Source organism: Mesorhizobium sp. LSHC412B00 (assembly GCF_000503035.1).
Classification (GTDB): Bacteria; Pseudomonadota; Alphaproteobacteria; order Rhizobiales; family Rhizobiaceae; genus Mesorhizobium.
In genome coordinates, this window is the sequence record NZ_AYWB01000003.1 from 382,582 (window position 1) to 398,284 (window position 15,703).

The following is a 15,703-nucleotide window of genomic DNA, read 5'->3' on the forward strand; positions in this document are numbered from 1 at the left end:
TGGGGGGCGCATGTTTATCAGCTATTTCAAGGGAACGCCTGAGTATCACATCCTGCGCTTCAAGAACGGCAAGATCAGGGAGCAGGGGCGCGGCATCTCCTTCTGGTACGGCACGTTCGGCACCACGATAGCGATGGTGCCGGTGACGTCGCTCGATAACCCCTTCATCTTCACCGAGACGACGGCGAATTTCCAGGATCTGGCAATCCAGGGGTCGGTCAGCTACCGCATCATCGATCCACTCAAGGCAGCCGAAGGTTTTGATTTCAGCGCCAAGCTCAGCCGTGCCGACGTCGTCGGCGACGGCCGGGAGAAGATCGCCGAGCGCCTGGTGCTGGCGATACAGAGCCGCGCCCGCGCGGTGGTTTCGAGCATGACGCTGGAGCAGGCGCTGGCCGAGGTGACCAAGCTCGGCGGCAATCTCGCCGAACTCCTGCGCAACGATCCGATTGCGGCAACCGCCGGCCTGTCGATCGAGGAGGTCCACATCACCTCGGTCCAGCCGACGCCGGAGATCCGCAAGGCGCTCCAGACCGAATATCGCGAGGCGCTGCAGCGCCAGGCCGATGCCGCGATCTATGGGCGCCGTGCCTGGGGCGTGGAGAAGGAGCGCGAGATCAAGCAGAGCGAACTGGCGACCGAAATCGAGCTTGCCGAACGCAACAAGCTGCTGGTCGACACCGAAGCGCGCAACAAGCTGACGCTTGCCGAGGCGGAAGCCAAGGCGCAGCAGCTGGAACTGACCGTCTATTCGTCGGCGCCCGCCCACGTGCTGACGGCGATGGCCTTCAAGGCCTGGGCGGAAAAGGGCGGTTCGGTCGGCAATCTGTCGATCACGCCTGACATGCTCACCAGCGCGCTCAGCCAGCTTTCCACGCCGAAAGCCGGGTCCTGAAAGGCAAGCACGGGTGGCAAGCGACCAGAGCGGCAGGCCGATCGACCGGGTGATCGTCGTCACCCGCAAGACCGAGCTGGAGGAGCTGACGACGCGCTTCAACACGCAGGGACAGGCGCGCTTTTATCTCCGGCAGGCCGGCATGGATTTCGACCCGGTCAAGGCGGCGCATGACGTCTATCACCAGGCGCTCGACCGGGTGATGGGTTCGCTTCCCCAAGGCCTCAAACAGTTGCGGCTCGACCGCGAACTGGTACCGCAGTTCGAATTCGGCTCCGACGCGGTGATCGCGCTCGGTCAGGACGGGCTGGTGTCCAACACCGCGAAGTACCTCCCGTACCAGCCGCTGATCGGCATCAACCCGGACCCGGCGCTTTTCGACGGCGTGTTGCTGCCGTGGAATGCCGACGATACCGAAAAGGTCCTCGGCCTGACGATCGCCGGCAAGGCGAAGCGCCAGGCGGTGGTGATGGCCGAAGCGCGCTCCAATGACGGACGCCGGCTGATCGCCTTCAACGATCTGTTCGTTGGCGCCTCGACGCATGTCTCGGCGCGCTACGAATTGACCTATGGCGGCAGGACCGAGCGCCAGTCGTCGAGCGGCATTATCATCTCCACGGGCGCCGGCTCTACCGGCTGGCTGCGCTCGGTGATGGCGGGCGCCGCGGGACTGGCCGCGGCCTATGGTGACAACTCCGTGCCGACCGTGCCGCCGCAAGGCTATGACCGCGAAGCCGAACAGCTGTTCTTTTCGGTGCGCGAACCGTTTCCGAGCAACACGACCGGCGTGTCGCTTGTGCATGGCGTCATCACCCGCGACCGGCCGCTGGTGGTTTCTTCGCGGCAGAGCAGGGGCGGCGTCATCTTCAGCGACGGGATGGAGCTCGATTTCGTCGAGTTCAATTCCGGCACCCACGTGACCATCGCGATCGCCGACCAGAAGGCCTATCTCGTGGTGCCATAAGCGCGCCACGTGGGCAGCCAAATCACCGGCCGGACTGAATTCGGCCGCCCTCCATTCTTTGCGAGGCACCATGCCCGACTGTGAAATCAGCTTCGACATGTCACGGATCGATTTCCGGGCGACCTCCGATCTGTTGATGGCGAGTTATTGGGGCGCCGGCCGCAGCGATGACTTTCATCGCCGCGCCTTTGGCAACTCGTTCTGCACCGCGGCCTATATCGATAGGAACCAAGTCGGTTTTGGCCGGGCCATCACCGACCGTACGGTGTTTGCCTATCTCGCCGACATCATCATCTGGCCGCAGCATCGCGGCCAAGGCATTGGCACGCAACTGGTGCGGGCGCTCATCAACCACCCTGAACTCAACACGGTCTCGCACTGGAGCCTGTCGACCAGTGACGCGCATGGCCTTTATGAGAAGCTGGGCTTCAAGGCATCGACCGACGGCCGCTACATGCGCCTCGATCGCAACCCGGAATGAGGCATAGCGAGGGGTTGACCCGCTGTTGTTGCAAAATAACCTCACTGGTTGGACCAGTTACGCTTTGCCACGTGCCCGGCCTTGGCGATCCTTCATGGCGTCTCTATAAGGACCGCTCCGCAAGTGTCTTGCGGGAGGTCTGAATGGCAGTATTTCACATGGTAATGCGAGGCCGCGAAGCCTAGGTCTCACCTGGCGTCCGGCGAAGGTTTGCCCTTCGCACCGATGCCGGGTCGAGTACAGGCTTCTGCCGATGCCGGTCGCCACCCGACAACCCGGGGCGCGCCGCCACCCATGCCGAACCTCCGCAGCCCCGGGCGAATTGCCCAGCGCGGTTTTCAATTTTCAGACCTTACCGGGACCGGGCAGATTTGCGCCCGGATGACATCATGGCTCGTTTTCGAATCGATCTGCGTGCAAGCGCCTTTCGCAGCGTTCTTGGCTTCACGCTCAGCCACTGGCGGCGCCAGCCGTGGCGGCTTTCGCTGATCATGGGCAGCTTCCTGCTGTCGACCATAGCGGACGTGTTGACGCCGCTCTATTCCGGCCGGCTGGTCGACGCCGTCGCCAGCAGTGCGTTGGCTGACGATGTCGCGTGGAATGCGGCAATGGCGGCGTTCTTCGCGCTCATCGCTTTGGCGATGACCGGCGTGGTGCTGCGCAACCTGGCTTTCATGGGCATTGTCGAGCTGACGCTGAAGATGATGGCCGACATCGCCGCCGACGCGTTCCATCGCGTGCAACGCTTCTCAACCGACTGGCACGCCAATAGCTTTGCCGGATCGACGGTGCGCAAGGTCACGCGCGGCATGTGGGCTCTCGACCTGCTCAATGACACCATCCTGATTGCGTTGTTGCCGTCGGTCGCCATGCTGGTCGGCTCGACGTTGCTGCTCGGCTGGTTCTGGCCACTGATGGGGCTGGTCGTGGCAGTCGGCTCGCTGCTGTTCATCACGGTGACGGCGCTGCTGTCGCTCGGCTATGTCGCGCCCGCGGCACGGCTCGCCAACAGCTGGGATACGCGGCTTGGCGGCTCGCTTGCCGATGCGGTGAGCTGCAATGCCGTGGTCAAGGGTTTCGGTGCCGAGACGCGCGAGGAGACGCGTCTTGCCAAGGTCGTCGCCAAATGGCGCGCGCGGACCAGCCGCACCTGGGTGCGCGGCACCATCAACGGCACGACGCAAGGCGCCATGTTGCTGGTGCTGCGGACGGCAGTAATCGGCCTGTCGCTGATGCTGTGGGCCTGGGGCCAGGCAAGTGCGGGCGATGTCGCCTTCGTGCTGACCTCGTTCTTCGTGCTGCAGGGCTACCTCAGGGACATCGGCACGCATATCCGCAATTTGCAGCGTTCGGTCAACGACATGGAGGAACTGGTCGATTTCCAGTCGCAACCGCTCGGCATCGAGGACCGGCCCGGCGCCAAGCCGATCCGGATCACGCATGGCCACATCGCCTTCGATAACGTCACCTTCCACTATGGCTTCCACTATGGCAGCCATCGCCTGCCGCTCTACCGCGATTTTTCGGTGGAGATAGCGGCGGGCGAGCGGGTCGGACTGGTCGGCCATTCCGGCTCGGGCAAGACGACCTTCGTGAAGCTGATCCAGCGTCTCTATAATGTCAGCGGCGGCAGGATCCTGGTCGATGGCCAAGACATCTCCCAGGTTGCACAGGCGTCGCTGCGCGCGCAGATTGCCATCGTCCAGCAGGAGCCCATCCTGTTCCACCGCTCGCTGGCGGAAAACATCGCCTATGCCCGTCCGGACGCCACGCAGGCCGAGATCGAGCATGCCGCCAAGCTCGCCAGCGCGCACGACTTCATCACCAGCCTGCCGAAGGGCTACGGCACGCTGGTCGGTGAACGCGGCGTGAAACTGTCGGGCGGCGAGCGCCAGCGGGTGGCGATCGCACGCGCCTTCCTGGCGGATGCGCGCATCCTGATCCTGGACGAGGCGACATCGAGCCTCGATTCGGAATCGGAAGTACTGATCCAGCAGGCGATGGAGCGGCTGATGGTTGGCCGCACGACGCTGGTCATCGCGCACCGTCTGTCGACGGTGCGAGCGCTGGACAGGCTGCTCGTGTTCGACCGTGGCAAGATCGTCGAGGAAGGCTCGCATGACGAGCTGATCCGGCTGAAGGGCGGCATCTACCGCCGCCTGTTCGAGCGGCAGGCGCTGGAACTGACCAAGGGCCTGGTGATCTGAGCTGAACGCAGAGCCCTATCCGAGGGATAGGGCTCTGCCTGGTTCATCCAGGCATTCGCTCGAATGGCTGAAGCGCTGGGTCGATCGTGTCCCAGGCGTGGCCGCGCACGGTGTAGGTGACCGCCTGCGGGTCGAACTGGCCGGGATCATCGAGGCTCGTGGCCTGGATAGCCGTCACCTCCGGCATGGCGACGAACGTTACGTAGACCGGCGTGCCGCAGGTCGGGCAAAAGGCCTGGGCTTTTTCATTGCCGCTGTCGGCGATCATCCGCCACGTGCTCGGCTCGCCGGTGATCTTTACGTCAGCGCGCCGGCCGAAGGTCACATAGGAACAATGGCCAGTACCGCTGCGCTTTTGGCAATCGAGGCATTGGCAGTGGTTCTGAAAGATCGGCTCGCCGCTGGCCTCATAGCGGATCGCGCCGCAGGCGCAGCCGCCGGTAAAGTGCTTGGTCATCATCGTTCTCCGCGGTTGCTTCAGGCCGATTTCGGCTTGGCGAACAGGTCGATGCCCGTGCCGGTTTCGAGGAAGGATTTCATGCTGGACAGCACGGCCGGCCAACCCTGGCTGATGCCCTTGGCCATGCCGCTGCCGGCTTCGAGCTCGTCATGGCTGACGGTCAGCTTGACCATGGTGTCGTATTCCTCGATGGCGAACGTCACCTGGCTGTGCTTGGTCGGATCGTCGGCCTGCGAGGCGTTGGCCCAGCTCATGACCAGCCGGGTTGGCGGCGAGATTTCGACGACCTTGCCAACGAGTTCGACGGTCCGTTCGTCATTGGCGCGGATGTGTTCCCATTTCGAGCCGGGCTTCCAGTCGGAGACGTTTTCGTGGCCCCAGTAGCGCTTGGCGATATCGGGCCTGGTGATGGCTTCGAACACCTTTTGTGGCGTCGATCTGATGTAGGTCACGTAGACAAAACTGGTGGTTTCCCGGGTCATTGGTCGTCTCCTTCGAGTTCTTGTTTCAGGTCGTGCAGCAGGCTCAGCCGCTGCCGTTCGAATTTTCGCACCCACCGCTCGTAGACTTCGTGCAGCGGCACGGGGTTGATGAAATGCAGCTTCTCGCGGCCACGCTTGACCGTGCTGATCAGATTGGCCGCTTCCAGCAGATCGATGTGCTGCGTGGCGGATTGCCTCGCCATGTCGAGATTTTCGCAAAGCTCGCCGAGCGTCTGGCCGTTCTTCTCACACAGAAGATCGAGCAGCATTCTGCGGGTCGGGTCGCCCAGCGCTTTGAAAACCTTGTCGGCGTCCATCGGTCTCACTCATCTTGAAGACACAATATGCAGGTAAATGCCTGCATGTCAAGCTGTGGCTAAGCTTGGCCTGAAGGGGAGGGATTTATAGTGTCGGATTGCTGGCGCGCGGAGCGAAGCACCGAGCCCGGAATCGGGGCAAGAACCGGTGCGGGCGCGCAGGACTATGCAGCGGTGGCTGTGAGCTAGGCTCTAACGACGAACTTGTCGGGATCGGCGCAGAAATGGGCGATGATCTGGCAGAGGTCCGGCTCGTTGACCATGCGTACGGCCTCGGCCCCATTGACCCATTTGCGGGTGCGCGCGCGCTTTTCCTTCCAGCGGTCGGCAACGTGCTCGACCTGCAGCGGAAACACCAGCACTTCGCAAGGGACTTCCTCGCCGGACGCGAGGGCCTTGGCGTAGAAGTAACGACCGGCCTCGAAAAGCGAAATCTTGCCACGCAATCCGGCTTCCTCGCCCGCCTCGCGCGCCGCTGCCTCGCAGAGCGGCTCCCTGGCCTCGGGCCAGCCCTTCGGCAGCACCCAACGCCCGGTGTCTCGGCTGGTGATCAGCATGATCTCGACGCCGTCTTCGTTATTGCGCCATGGCAAAGCGGCAACCTGCAGGCGACAAGGCGAAGTGCCGAAGAGCTTGCGGACCCTTTCAGCCAGATGGTCGTGTGTCGCCGGTGTCGTCAGCATCAGTGAAAGCTACCCCAGCCCTCAGAATCGTTAGCCGCCGTATGAATCTTACCGACAAGTGTAAGTCTTAAAAGTAAAAAACATCACACCAACCGTCCAATCCGCCAACAGGCGTCGATTCGACAGAATAATGTGCCTTCCAGTGTCTGTTTTCATAGCAGACGGGGCGGGTTTGGCCGTCTGGGCAGAAATGGGGCTGGCGCGAATCAGCCGGCGTGATCGTCGGCGATCGGCTTCTGGTAGGTGAAACCCATGTCCCAGGGAAAGTAGATCCAGGTGTCCTGGCTGACTTCGGTGATGAAGGTGTCGACCAGCGGCCGGCCTTTCGGCTTGGCGTAGACGGTGGCGAAATGCGCCTTGGGCATCATGGCGCGCACGATGCCTGCCGTCTTGCCGGTGTCTGTGAGGTCGTCGATGATCAACACGCCCGCGCCATCATCGGCGAGCAGCGCCGGCGTGATCTCCTTCAGCACCTGCAATTGCCCCTGGCTGGTGTAGTCGTGATAGGAGGCGACGCAGACCGTCTCGATGACGCGTATGCCGAGTTCGCGTGAGATGATGGCAGCGGGAACCAGGCCCCCACGGGTGATGCAGACGATGGCCTTCCACTGACCCTTGTTGGCGCCGGCAAGCCGCCAGGCGAGCGCCCGGGCATCGCGGTGGAACTGGTCCCAGGAGACCGGAAAGGCTTTTTCGGGAAGGGACATTCTGCACTCCGCGCGCAACATTGTGGAATGCGCGCGGAATTAACTGGAAAGTCAGGGCATTGGCAAGGGCGGGGCCAGCTGTGGAGTTACCGCGACAAAAAGGCCGCAACCGGCACGCTGCGCAACACGGTGCGCGTGACGCCGCCGAACAAAAGCTGACGCAGCCAGGAATGGCTGTAGGCGCCGAGCACCAGAAGGTCGGCTCCGGTCTCGGCGATCCGGGTCTGGATGACGTCATCGACCGAAGCATTACCCGATTTCTGCACCGACACGCTGACCGTTGCGCCATGCCTGGAGAGTGCCGCGGCGATCTCGGCGCCGGCGGCTTCCGGGTTGTCATCCAGCGTATCCGGCGGATCGATGACCAGAATGTCGGTCTTTTCGGCCTCGATGATGAAGGGCAGCGCGTCGAAGGCGGCACGCGCCGCCTCCTTGCTGCCGTTCCAGGCCAGCAGCACATGTTTGAATGTGGTGACCAACGGCCCCTCATGCGGCACCACCAGCACTGGCCGGCCGGCATCGTAAACCAGCGTGTCGACATCGGCGCTCGTGTCGCCCCCGGTCTCGCGCTGCGCGGCAATAATCAGATCGGCGGCGCGCACGCTGGAAATACCCGTCAGCGCGCTGTCGCCGGAAAAGCTCTCGAGGCTGCGCCATTCGAAGGAAAGGCCGGAATTCTCGATCCGCCCAACGAAAAGCGCCTGCAATTTCTCGGCGCGCTCGCGGTTCATGTCGGCGGAGACCTGCAGGAACTCAGTGTCGGGGAAGCCGGTTGCCGAGGTGTAGGGAACGGGCAGCGCTTCGGCATGGATGCCGATGAGATGGCTCTCGAACCGGTCGGCAAGCGGGATGGCGCAGTCGAGCACGCGTTCGGCGTCCTGTTCGTTCTGCAATATGGCGACGATGGTCTTGAAGCGCATGCGAAATCCCTCAAATCTGCCAGCGCGTGCTGCGCCCGAGGGAAAACGTGGGAGTGCGGTGCTTGGTTCCGGCCCGGCGATGGTCCGCGAACCCAGGGTCAATTGGCGGCGGTGAAGCCGGCCACCATCGCCTCGACGTCCTTGCGTGCCGAATCCAGCGCCTCCTGGCTGCGGGCGCGGACCACCAGCTCCGTCCAGAATTTGCCGTCGCCATATTTCGGATAGGAGCCGATGATGGTGTCGGGATGCGCCTTCTGGATGTCGCCCAGGGGACCGCCGATCAGGCCTTCGCCGAACGGGCAATGGACGGTGGCCGACAGCATCTTGGTGCCGGCCTTCAGCGTCGGCACGACATTGTCGAGCATGGCCTGGAAAATCGCCGGCACGCCGGCCATGACATGGACGTTGCCGATGCGAAAGCCGGGCGCGACGGAGACCGGATTGTCGATATGGTCGGCGCCGCGCGGCATGCGCGCCATGCGCTTGCGGGCCTCGGTGTATTCGATGCCGCGCGCGGCATAGCTCTCGCCCAGCATGGCATAGGCCTTGGCGTCGTATTCGCACGGCACCCCAAAAGCCTTGGAAACGGAATCGGCGGTGATGTCGTCATGCGTCGGGCCGATGCCACCGGTGGTAAAGACATAGGTGTAGCGGGCGCGTACGGCATTCACCGCAGCGACAATCTCGTCCTCCTCGTCGGGAACGATGCGCACTTCCTTCAGGTCGATGCCGATGGCCGTCATGATGTCGGCGAGGTGGCCGATATTTTTATCCTTGGTGCGGCCGGACAGAATCTCGTCGCCGATGACAAGCATGGCGGCAGTGACGATTTCAGGCATGGAAGGCTCCGGCAAACAGGCCCGTTGGCAGACAAGGTCGCCTGAGGCAGAAAGAAGGTCGCCTGAGATAGCGCGCCATCGAACTGGCGGCAATGCCGACACAAGCCGCCATCTGCCTTGCCGAGCGTTCGTCAGTGGGTGATGGTGCGCGCCGGTCCGCTTCCCGGGTGAAAACATGCTGGTATCGATTCTGCTTTGGCTTGTCGCCGGCCTGTCCGTGCTGGCTCTCGTCATCGTGGCCTGTCTGGTGGCCGCTACGCTCTGGATTGCCGCCAAGGCCGAAAGGCTGGTGCCGGCCAGCGGAAACTTCGTCGAGATCGACGGCAGCCGCATCCATTATGTCGAAACGGGCGAGGGACGGCCGATCCTGTTCGTGCACGGACTTGGCGCGCAACTCCACCAGTTTCGCCACACGCTGTTTGAGCGCTTTGGCCCTGGCTACCGCCTCATTGCACTCGACCGGCCGGGATCGGGCTATTCTGTTCGCGCGCGAGGAGCCACCGGCCGTCTGCCTGAACAGGTCGAGATCATCAGGCGCTTCATCGAAACACTCGGGCTGGAAAGGCCGCTCGTGGTCGGGCACTCGCTGGGGGGCGCCGTCGCGCTGACCCTGGCCTTGGAGCATCCCGGCGCGATTTCCGGCATCGCTTTGCTGGCGCCGCTGACGCATCTGGAAGCCGGCGCCCGCGAGAAAGCGGGCCTGCTCTATATCCGTTCGCGGCTTTGGCGCTGGATCATGGCCTACACCGTCGCGATACCGACAAGCCTCAGATATGCGCGGCAGACACTGGAGTTCATCTTCGCGCCGCAGGCCGTTCCCGCCGACTACATGATCGATGGCGGCGGATGGCTCGGGCTGAGGCCAAGCCATTTCCATGCAACCTCCACCGATTTCGTAGCGGTCGAACAGGATCTTGGCCGCATCGAAGAGCGCTATGAAGAGATCGCCATGCCGGCCGGCATTTTCTTCGGGACAGCCGATCGCGTCATCGCCATGCGCATACATGGGGAGCCGATGAAGGACAGGATCGAAGGGCTCGATTTCGAGACGGTCGAAGGCCTCGGCCACATGCCGCAATTCGTCGAGCCGGACCGCGTCATCGCCTTCATCAAGCGCATTGCCGAGCGGACATTCGCCGGCCAAGACCTCACCACAGCCTCACAACAATTTCACTGAACCATTCGGCTGATATCCGGTTTTACCCCGTGTCGCACCCAAGGCGGCGGATACGGAGTAATTCAATGTACAGGAAAGTTTTTGCAGCATCCGTGCTGACGATCGGTCTTGCCACATCGGCGATGGCGCAGTCATCGGACAGCACGTATTCCAACCATCACAGCTGGTGGCCGTTCGGGAACGAGCAGTCATCGACCGTCGACCAGAGCACCACCGGCAGCATCAATGCCGACGGCAGCCAAGGCTATGGCGGCGCTACGGGGCCGTGCGCCTCCGACCCGTCAGGACCCTATGGAAATGTGAGGCCCAACGTGAACGATCAATATTGCGGCAAGTGATCAAGCCGCGGCTTCGACTGACCGGCAGGATGTCCCGCCTGTTTGTTTTGACACGCAATTCCCAAGGGAATTGCTTAGGCGAGCATCCATGGCCGGCAGCGAAAGCTGAGGGGCAAGGATCAGTCGGAAACTTCGGTCTGCGGCCGGTCGCGGCCGTCGGCCAGTTCGTCGTGCCACTTGCCTTCGGCATCCTCATACTGGATGCCGTCCGTGGCGCCGGCGATCTGCTGTTCGGCCGAGGCGATCTCGGCGGCGCGCAGCGCATCCTGGTGGGTCGGGAATGTCTCCGAGAATGTCGAACCGACCTTGTAGGCCCAGCCCCCGTCATGCTCGACGATCTTGTAAGTCAGCTTCGCCATGGAATCCTCCGGTTCGTCCGTCCGCTCAATGCGGCCCGTTTTTCATTGCAATTTGGGCTTCAATGCAACTTGGCGTCTGGCAGCCGGTCTTCGGGAACCAGCACTTCCGATTCCTTGGCCGCTTCGATCAAAGCCCTGCGTGCATCGGCCGTCGAACGATAACCTTCCAGCACTTTGAGGCAAGTGTCGAGAGCATCACGATGGCGCGGGCCGCGATTGAGCGGCCACACCGTCATCAGACACTCCGCCGCTTCCTGGGTGCTGCGGATCTGGCGATATTTGCCGACATGGCCGAGTTCGACCACGACCGGGGTTTCAAAAGGTTTGTTATCCATGATGGCCGCAACGCAAAGCAGCCAATATGGTTGCAAAAGTGGCCGTCAGCCTGCGCCCAAACGTCTCACCAACCGCAATCGTTGGTCTCAGTAACCGCAGTCGTTGCGCAGCCAGTGGGCGTTGGCCCAGCCGGTCCGTCCGCCGATTTCGACCTGGTACCAGTTGCCGCGGCGGTCGAAAATCTCCGTGTGGTCGCCGTTGAACAATTGCCCGATCATGCGCGACGACGAGTTCGGCCGTACGCGCACGGCGAGAAACCCGCTGCCGGTATCCAGATCGTAGTGCCTGGACAGGCCGTGCACCGTGCCTTCGCAATATTGCGCGCCGACCGGAGACGACGCGGCGAACGACAGTGCGACCACCAGAGCGGCTGCCGCCGGATAGATTGCCCTTGATGCCATGGACTTTGCTCCCAATCCGGCCGCCAAGGCGGCCTGCCCCCAGGGACTATAGCGGGCGGATTAACGCGAAGCTGCGGCAATCTGTCCAGCAGATGCGTTTGGCGCATCCGTCGGCGCTGCCTGTTCAGCCCTTCGTCCAATGCTGCATCGTCGTCACCGAGCGGGCGAGCTGTGGCGCGGGATGGATTTTCTCGCTGAAGGTGGCGGCGGCGCGCCAGCCCCAGCGCGGATCGGCGAGGAAGGCGCGGGCCAGCGCGACTATGTCGGCGCGGCCGTCGGCGACGATCGCCTCTGCCTGCGAGGGATCGTCGATCAGGCCGACAGCCCGTGTCGGGATGCCGGCGCCCTTGCGCACCGCTTCGGCCAGATGCACCTGATAGCCGGCGCCGGTCGGCAGCTTCTGCAACGGCGAATTGCCGCCGCTCGAACAGCAGATATAGGCAACATCAAGCGCCTTCAAGGCTTTGGCCACCTCGATCGCCTCTTCGACCTCGAAGCCGCCATCGACCCAGTCCTTCACCGACAGGCGGGCGCCAAGCATCAGGTTTGGAACTGCCTTCCTCACCGATTTGGCGATCTCGATGAGGAAACGCATGCGGTTTTGCAGCGAGCCGCCCCAGCGGTCGGTGCGCTGGTTGGAAAGCGGCGACAGGAACTGAAAGATCAGATAGCCGTGCGCGGCGTGCAACTCGAGGAAGTCGAAGCCGGCGCGCTCGGCCCGCCTCGCGGCTTGAGTGAAGCGCTCGACAAGCTGCAGGATTTCATCCTCCTCCAGCGCATGCGGCACATTCCAGCCGGTGTCATAGGCGATGGCCGAGGCCGAGACGGTCTGCCAGGGATCCTCGCCCGGCTGCAATGGGCCGCCGCCTTCCCAGGGCTTTCGGTTGGAGGCCTTGCGGCCGGCATGGGCAAGCTGAATGCCGAATTTCGTTTCCGGCGCGGCGACGCGCCTCGCTGCATCCAGCGTGCGCCGGGCGGCCGCCTCGTTGTCGTCGGAATAGAGGCCGAGGCAGCCATGGGTGATGCGGCCGCGCCGTTCGACGTCGGTCATCTCGACGGTGACCATGCCGGCGCCCGACATCGCCAAGTTCATCCAGTGATAGAGATGCCAGTCGCTGGCCGAGCCATCTTCGGCGGAATACTGGCACATCGGCGCCACCGCGATACGATTCGGAAAGGTCAGGCCATCGAGGGCGATCGGCTGGAAAAGCGCTGCGGTCATCAAAAAAACTCCGGAGAGGGACTGCAGCTATTTAGGCGATGGCAGTTGCCGGCACCAGACACGAGGCGGTGAAAGCTTCGCCGTTCCGGTTGCGCGCAAAACCGTTCGCGGTTACGCCATGGCGCCGACAGCTTGGAGCTCATCATGGAAGATCGTATCCGCATCCGCTCGGAGGAAGTCCTGTCCGACGACTGGGCGGTCCTGAAGAAGACTGTTCTCGATTACCGTCGGCGCGACGGGCAGTGGGAGACGCAGATTCGCCAGACCTACGATCGTGGCGACGGCGCGGTGATCCTGCCTTTCGATCCCGAGCGTCAGACGGTGCTTCTGGTGCGGCAGTTCCGCTACCCCGCCTACGTCACCGGCCACCGCGAACCGCTGATCGAGGCCTGCGCCGGCCTGCTCGACAAAAACGATCCCGAAACCGCCATCCTCAAGGAGGCCGAGGAAGAGCTCGGCTATCGCCTACAGAACATCGAGCGGCTGTTTTCCCCCTATATGAGCCCGGGCAGCGTCACCGAACGGCTGTGGTTCTTCGTGGCGCGCTATTCACCCGCCGACCGCATCTCGGCCGGCGGCGGCGCGGCCGACGAGGGCGAGGACATCGAGGTTCTGGAAATGCAGCTTGATGAAGCGCTGGCCGGCATTTCAGACGGCCGCATCATCGATGCCAAGACGATCATCCTGATCCAGCATTTGAAACTGTACCCGATGAAGGGCTAGCTCGGCGAAGCTCGACGTGCCTCACTGCTGCGGGCAGGGTGGCCGTCCACTTCGCGGATGAAGTTGCGCAAGTTGCAAGGACACCGGAATGGCGCGTGGCGCAAAGGCATGGCTGAAGCGAAACAGCGCGCGGGCATCTCTCCTGTTGCTGAACGCCGCGCTGCTTGTCCGCTATCGCCGGTTGACCCAGCGTTTCCTTGAGCGAATGCGGCATCTGCCGAATTTTGCAGCCCCGGTGAGGTTCACGGAAAAGGTCCACTGGCGCAAGATTTTCGATGACGATCCTCGCTTTATCGGCCTTCTCGACAAGCTCAAGTCCAAGGAAATCGTCAGGGAGCGGCTTCCCGGGCTCGCCATCCCGGAGGTGCTGTGGCAGGGCGACGATCCGCGCCAGATCCCCTTCGATGACCTGAAAATCCCCTACGCCGTCAAATGCAACCACGGTTGCGCCATGAATGTCATCGTTCGCGATCCGGCCAACGCCGACCGGGAGGCGATCATTGCCGAGATGACGGGATACCTTGGCCAAACCTATGGCGCCCGCAAGCTGGAGCGCAGCTATGCGCACATAGAGCGGCGGGTTTTCGTCGAAGCGCTTGTGGGCAAGGACCAGGGCTATGACCCGGTCGACTACAAATTCTGTGTGCTGGCTGGCCGCGTGGCCTACATTGTCGTCGTCGCCTTCCGTTCCACGGTCAAGAATACCGCCCACCTGGATCGCGATTGGCGCCCGCTGAACATCGTCCAGGGCGCGATCGACTCGAGCCTGGAAATTCCCCCTCCCAAGAGCCTGGCGCGGATGATCGAGGCAGCCGAGGCGCTCGGCAGCGAGTTCGACATGGTGCGTGTCGATTTCTACGAGGAGGAGGGGGAGCCGATCTTCGGAGAATTCACGGTCTACCCACGCAGCGGCTTGCTGCAATTCGATCCGGCTGCCTTCGACCGCGAACTGGGCGCGCATTGGGATATTGGCGCGTCAGCTTACCTCAGTCGTTTGCCCAGCCGATTTGCCAAACGATATAAGGCAACGCTGGTCGCCGCCGGCTATCTCGACGTTTGAGATGGCTGCCTTGGTGGCGTGCTACCCGAAGCTCGAAGAGCGAAGGGTGGTGCGGAGAACCCATACCATTAGAGATCGAGGGAAACTGATAGCTCAGCAGGTCAATAGCCGTGATTTCGAAGTGCTGCCTCAACTGAGCCGTAGCGTTCATAGCGACGCCGCAGTCTTCGTCGAGCAAGTTTTCGGCGCGCTTCCTGCTGCGACTCGGCCGATTACCGCTAAGGTTACCGGCAAGCTCTCCCACGTCCGGACTGGGTCGAGATCATTTGAAGAACTCTTTCAGCTTGTTGAGTCGACTGTCGCCAGAGGCCTTCCGGCCTTCAGGACACGCCGCCTCGCCGATCGTATCCTGCTGGATAAAGCGAGGTTCTCAGCCACCATTTTCTCGCTGAGTACCAGCGCGAACTCGGTCTGTTTGATGCGCTGCTGAGCATCAGCGAGTTGCATCGTGAAAAGATCGGTTGCCATTGTTGATCCGGGATCCGCGAGATTCATGATTGCGTAACACATGGCGGCCGAAATCGTTCCTAGTTGTCGGGCGAAGCCGGTGCCGCAAAGGGCGGCTGAGTTTGAACTTCCCACCCGACCAGACGTCCGCGAGCGCCAAGGCATCGAGAGCCCAGTGATCGGAGGGCCACTACGAGCGGGCGCAACCCGACCACTTAAGTGATCAGCCTCGCTACAGCCTTGACAGGTACAGTCGCGGCCTCATCAAGGGGAGGTATCAATGGTCTCGGCGATTGGAAACCAACATCGGCAGGCAGCTGAAACTCGACCGAAACCCGCAAAGACAGAACCGGGCGAAGGATTTGCGCCAGGCAAAAGCGCAGACAGCGTAGGACATCGCGCCAAGGCAATGGCGGCAGAAAGTGGCGACACGGATTCTGGCGCCCAGGGGCGCGCCGCATCGACAATCGCCAGGATGGATATCACCGTTTTGGCTCCACAGAGCGAAGAGCCGCCTTTGGAGTAACCCGGGCGGCCGTGCCGCTGCCTCGGTCCTTGTGCAGCACGACGCGCGCTGGCTACGCTCGGTGGCCATCGTCGTCTCGAAACACTTCGGGCGTTGCACTGCCGCGAGCCGCCTTCGCTGCTGGTCGAGGGGCTGTAACCCTTGGTGAGGCCGGCATCG

The 15,703-nt window shown here is 62.7% G+C and carries 20 protein-coding genes; 8 read left to right on the top strand and 12 right to left on the bottom strand.

The window, feature by feature from the left end; genetic code table 11:
- The first annotated feature begins 10 nt into the window (after nucleotides 1-10).
- The 4 genes from X757_RS156360 to X757_RS156345 all read left to right on the top strand — a co-directional run bounded on the left by X757_RS156360 (nucleotide 11) and on the right by X757_RS156345 (nucleotide 4,547).
- Nucleotides 11-895 carry an SPFH domain-containing protein gene (locus X757_RS156360; RefSeq protein WP_023695413.1) on the top strand — a complete coding sequence of 295 codons (885 nt, stop codon included), beginning with the start codon at nucleotides 11-13 and terminating at the stop codon, nucleotides 893-895.
- 13 nt (nucleotides 896-908) lie between these two features.
- Nucleotides 909-1,859: a hypothetical protein gene (locus X757_RS156355; RefSeq protein ID WP_081731269.1), complete on the top strand. Its 951-nt coding sequence runs from the start codon at nucleotides 909-911 to the stop codon at nucleotides 1,857-1,859.
- Nucleotides 1,860-1,929: 70 nt separating this feature from the next.
- A complete protein-coding gene (locus X757_RS156350; protein WP_023681545.1) occupies nucleotides 1,930-2,340 on the top strand; it encodes a GNAT family N-acetyltransferase in 411 nt (136 codons plus the stop codon).
- 389 nt (nucleotides 2,341-2,729) lie between these two features.
- Nucleotides 2,730-4,547 carry an ABC transporter ATP-binding protein gene (locus X757_RS156345; protein ID WP_023725740.1) on the top strand — a complete coding sequence of 606 codons (1,818 nt, stop codon included), beginning with the start codon at nucleotides 2,730-2,732 and terminating at the stop codon, nucleotides 4,545-4,547.
- Between the two features lie 43 nt (nucleotides 4,548-4,590).
- Here X757_RS156345 and X757_RS156340 read toward each other — a convergent pair whose 3' ends face one another.
- From X757_RS156340 to X757_RS156310, 7 genes are all read right to left on the bottom strand, one after another.
- Complete coding sequence (locus X757_RS156340) at nucleotides 4,591-5,004, bottom strand: GFA family protein (RefSeq protein WP_023725741.1); 414 nt, start codon at nucleotides 5,002-5,004, stop codon at nucleotides 4,591-4,593.
- Nucleotides 5,005-5,024: 20 nt separating this feature from the next.
- Nucleotides 5,025-5,489 (bottom strand): SRPBCC family protein, encoded by a 465-nt coding sequence (locus X757_RS156335; RefSeq protein ID WP_023688339.1) that lies wholly within the window; start codon nucleotides 5,487-5,489, stop codon nucleotides 5,025-5,027.
- The gene (locus X757_RS156330; RefSeq protein ID WP_023681541.1) at nucleotides 5,486-5,806 is read right to left on the bottom strand and encodes a helix-turn-helix transcriptional regulator; all 321 of its coding nucleotides are present in this window, start codon (nucleotides 5,804-5,806) and stop codon (nucleotides 5,486-5,488) included. Before X757_RS156330 ends, X757_RS156335 begins: the two co-directional genes overlap by 4 nt.
- Nucleotides 5,807-5,991: 185 nt before the next feature.
- Nucleotides 5,992-6,489: an NUDIX hydrolase gene (locus X757_RS156325; protein WP_023667541.1), complete on the bottom strand. Its 498-nt coding sequence runs from the start codon at nucleotides 6,487-6,489 to the stop codon at nucleotides 5,992-5,994.
- 206 nt (nucleotides 6,490-6,695) lie between these two features.
- Nucleotides 6,696-7,196 carry a xanthine phosphoribosyltransferase gene (gene gpt, locus X757_RS156320; protein ID WP_023667540.1) on the bottom strand — a complete coding sequence of 167 codons (501 nt, stop codon included), beginning with the start codon at nucleotides 7,194-7,196 and terminating at the stop codon, nucleotides 6,696-6,698.
- A gap of 86 nt (nucleotides 7,197-7,282) precedes the next feature.
- The gene (locus X757_RS156315) at nucleotides 7,283-8,116 is read right to left on the bottom strand and encodes a universal stress protein (RefSeq protein WP_023681540.1); all 834 of its coding nucleotides are present in this window, start codon (nucleotides 8,114-8,116) and stop codon (nucleotides 7,283-7,285) included.
- A gap of 98 nt (nucleotides 8,117-8,214) precedes the next feature.
- Nucleotides 8,215-8,955, bottom strand: a complete 741-nt coding sequence (locus X757_RS156310) for a competence/damage-inducible protein A (protein ID WP_023681539.1) — start codon at nucleotides 8,953-8,955, stop codon at nucleotides 8,215-8,217.
- Nucleotides 8,956-9,130: 175 nt separating this feature from the next.
- Between X757_RS156310 and X757_RS20950 the strand changes: the two genes are divergently transcribed.
- Nucleotides 9,131-10,132 carry an alpha/beta fold hydrolase gene (locus tag X757_RS20950; protein WP_050586824.1) on the top strand — a complete coding sequence of 334 codons (1,002 nt, stop codon included), beginning with the start codon at nucleotides 9,131-9,133 and terminating at the stop codon, nucleotides 10,130-10,132.
- Between the two features lie 65 nt (nucleotides 10,133-10,197).
- On the top strand, nucleotides 10,198-10,470 hold the full coding sequence (locus tag X757_RS156305; protein ID WP_023688343.1) for a hypothetical protein: 273 nt from the start codon (nucleotides 10,198-10,200) through the stop codon (nucleotides 10,468-10,470).
- Between the two features lie 119 nt (nucleotides 10,471-10,589).
- On the opposite strand, the gene X757_RS156300 is transcribed toward X757_RS156305, so the two are convergent.
- The 4 genes from X757_RS156300 to X757_RS156285 form a co-directional block, all read right to left on the bottom strand.
- Nucleotides 10,590-10,829, bottom strand: a complete 240-nt coding sequence (locus tag X757_RS156300; protein ID WP_023667535.1) for a DUF2188 domain-containing protein — start codon at nucleotides 10,827-10,829, stop codon at nucleotides 10,590-10,592.
- A gap of 59 nt (nucleotides 10,830-10,888) precedes the next feature.
- Entirely contained in the window at nucleotides 10,889-11,167 is a 279-nt protein-coding gene (locus tag X757_RS156295; protein WP_032891817.1) for a DUF982 domain-containing protein, read from the bottom strand.
- An 84-nt stretch (nucleotides 11,168-11,251) separates the two neighbouring features.
- On the bottom strand, nucleotides 11,252-11,566 hold the full coding sequence (locus X757_RS156290; protein WP_023701166.1) for an SH3 domain-containing protein: 315 nt from the start codon (nucleotides 11,564-11,566) through the stop codon (nucleotides 11,252-11,254).
- Nucleotides 11,567-11,690: 124 nt separating this feature from the next.
- Complete coding sequence (locus X757_RS156285) at nucleotides 11,691-12,788, bottom strand: NADH:flavin oxidoreductase/NADH oxidase (protein WP_023725743.1); 1,098 nt, start codon at nucleotides 12,786-12,788, stop codon at nucleotides 11,691-11,693.
- A gap of 144 nt (nucleotides 12,789-12,932) precedes the next feature.
- Here X757_RS156285 and X757_RS156280 point away from each other — a divergent pair, with 144 nt between their 5' ends.
- Together X757_RS156280 and X757_RS156275 are read left to right on the top strand one after the other, a co-directional pair.
- Complete coding sequence (locus X757_RS156280) at nucleotides 12,933-13,511, top strand: NUDIX domain-containing protein (protein ID WP_023725744.1); 579 nt, start codon at nucleotides 12,933-12,935, stop codon at nucleotides 13,509-13,511.
- Between the two features lie 88 nt (nucleotides 13,512-13,599).
- Nucleotides 13,600-14,571: an ATP-grasp fold amidoligase family protein gene (locus X757_RS156275; RefSeq protein WP_023725745.1), complete on the top strand. Its 972-nt coding sequence runs from the start codon at nucleotides 13,600-13,602 to the stop codon at nucleotides 14,569-14,571.
- Nucleotides 14,572-14,850: 279 nt separating this feature from the next.
- Here X757_RS156275 and X757_RS1000000167835 read toward each other — a convergent pair whose 3' ends face one another.
- Complete coding sequence (locus X757_RS1000000167835) at nucleotides 14,851-15,039, bottom strand: hypothetical protein (protein ID WP_023688348.1); 189 nt, start codon at nucleotides 15,037-15,039, stop codon at nucleotides 14,851-14,853.
- Nucleotides 15,040-15,703 lie beyond the last annotated feature (664 nt).

Bases quoted from the DNA above. Each gene is read 5' to 3' on its own strand.
- X757_RS156360 (WP_023695413.1), top strand. From the start codon at position 11: ATGTTTATCAGCTATTTCAAGGGAACGCCTGAGTATCACATCCTGCGC.
- X757_RS156285 (WP_023725743.1), bottom strand. From the start codon at position 12,788: ATGACCGCAGCGCTTTTCCAGCCGATCGCCCTCGATGGCCTGACCTTT.
- X757_RS156345 (WP_023725740.1), top strand. From the start codon at position 2,730: ATGGCTCGTTTTCGAATCGATCTGCGTGCAAGCGCCTTTCGCAGCGTT.
- X757_RS20950 (WP_050586824.1), top strand. From the start codon at position 9,131: ATGCTGGTATCGATTCTGCTTTGGCTTGTCGCCGGCCTGTCCGTGCTG.
- X757_RS156290 (WP_023701166.1), bottom strand. From the start codon at position 11,566: ATGGCATCAAGGGCAATCTATCCGGCGGCAGCCGCTCTGGTGGTCGCA.
- X757_RS156340 (WP_023725741.1), bottom strand. From the start codon at position 5,004: ATGACCAAGCACTTTACCGGCGGCTGCGCCTGCGGCGCGATCCGCTAT.
- X757_RS156275 (WP_023725745.1), top strand. From the start codon at position 13,600: ATGGCGCGTGGCGCAAAGGCATGGCTGAAGCGAAACAGCGCGCGGGCA.
- X757_RS156330 (WP_023681541.1), bottom strand. From the start codon at position 5,806: ATGGACGCCGACAAGGTTTTCAAAGCGCTGGGCGACCCGACCCGCAGA.
- gpt (WP_023667540.1), bottom strand. From the start codon at position 7,196: ATGTCCCTTCCCGAAAAAGCCTTTCCGGTCTCCTGGGACCAGTTCCAC.
- X757_RS156310 (WP_023681539.1), bottom strand. From the start codon at position 8,955: ATGCCTGAAATCGTCACTGCCGCCATGCTTGTCATCGGCGACGAGATT.
- X757_RS156350 (WP_023681545.1), top strand. From the start codon at position 1,930: ATGCCCGACTGTGAAATCAGCTTCGACATGTCACGGATCGATTTCCGG.
- X757_RS156325 (WP_023667541.1), bottom strand. From the start codon at position 6,489: ATGCTGACGACACCGGCGACACACGACCATCTGGCTGAAAGGGTCCGC.
- X757_RS156300 (WP_023667535.1), bottom strand. From the start codon at position 10,829: ATGGCGAAGCTGACTTACAAGATCGTCGAGCATGACGGGGGCTGGGCC.
- X757_RS156315 (WP_023681540.1), bottom strand. From the start codon at position 8,116: ATGCGCTTCAAGACCATCGTCGCCATATTGCAGAACGAACAGGACGCC.
- X757_RS156305 (WP_023688343.1), top strand. From the start codon at position 10,198: ATGTACAGGAAAGTTTTTGCAGCATCCGTGCTGACGATCGGTCTTGCC.
- X757_RS1000000167835 (WP_023688348.1), bottom strand. From the start codon at position 15,039: ATGGCAACCGATCTTTTCACGATGCAACTCGCTGATGCTCAGCAGCGC.
- X757_RS156280 (WP_023725744.1), top strand. From the start codon at position 12,933: ATGGAAGATCGTATCCGCATCCGCTCGGAGGAAGTCCTGTCCGACGAC.
- X757_RS156335 (WP_023688339.1), bottom strand. From the start codon at position 5,489: ATGACCCGGGAAACCACCAGTTTTGTCTACGTGACCTACATCAGATCG.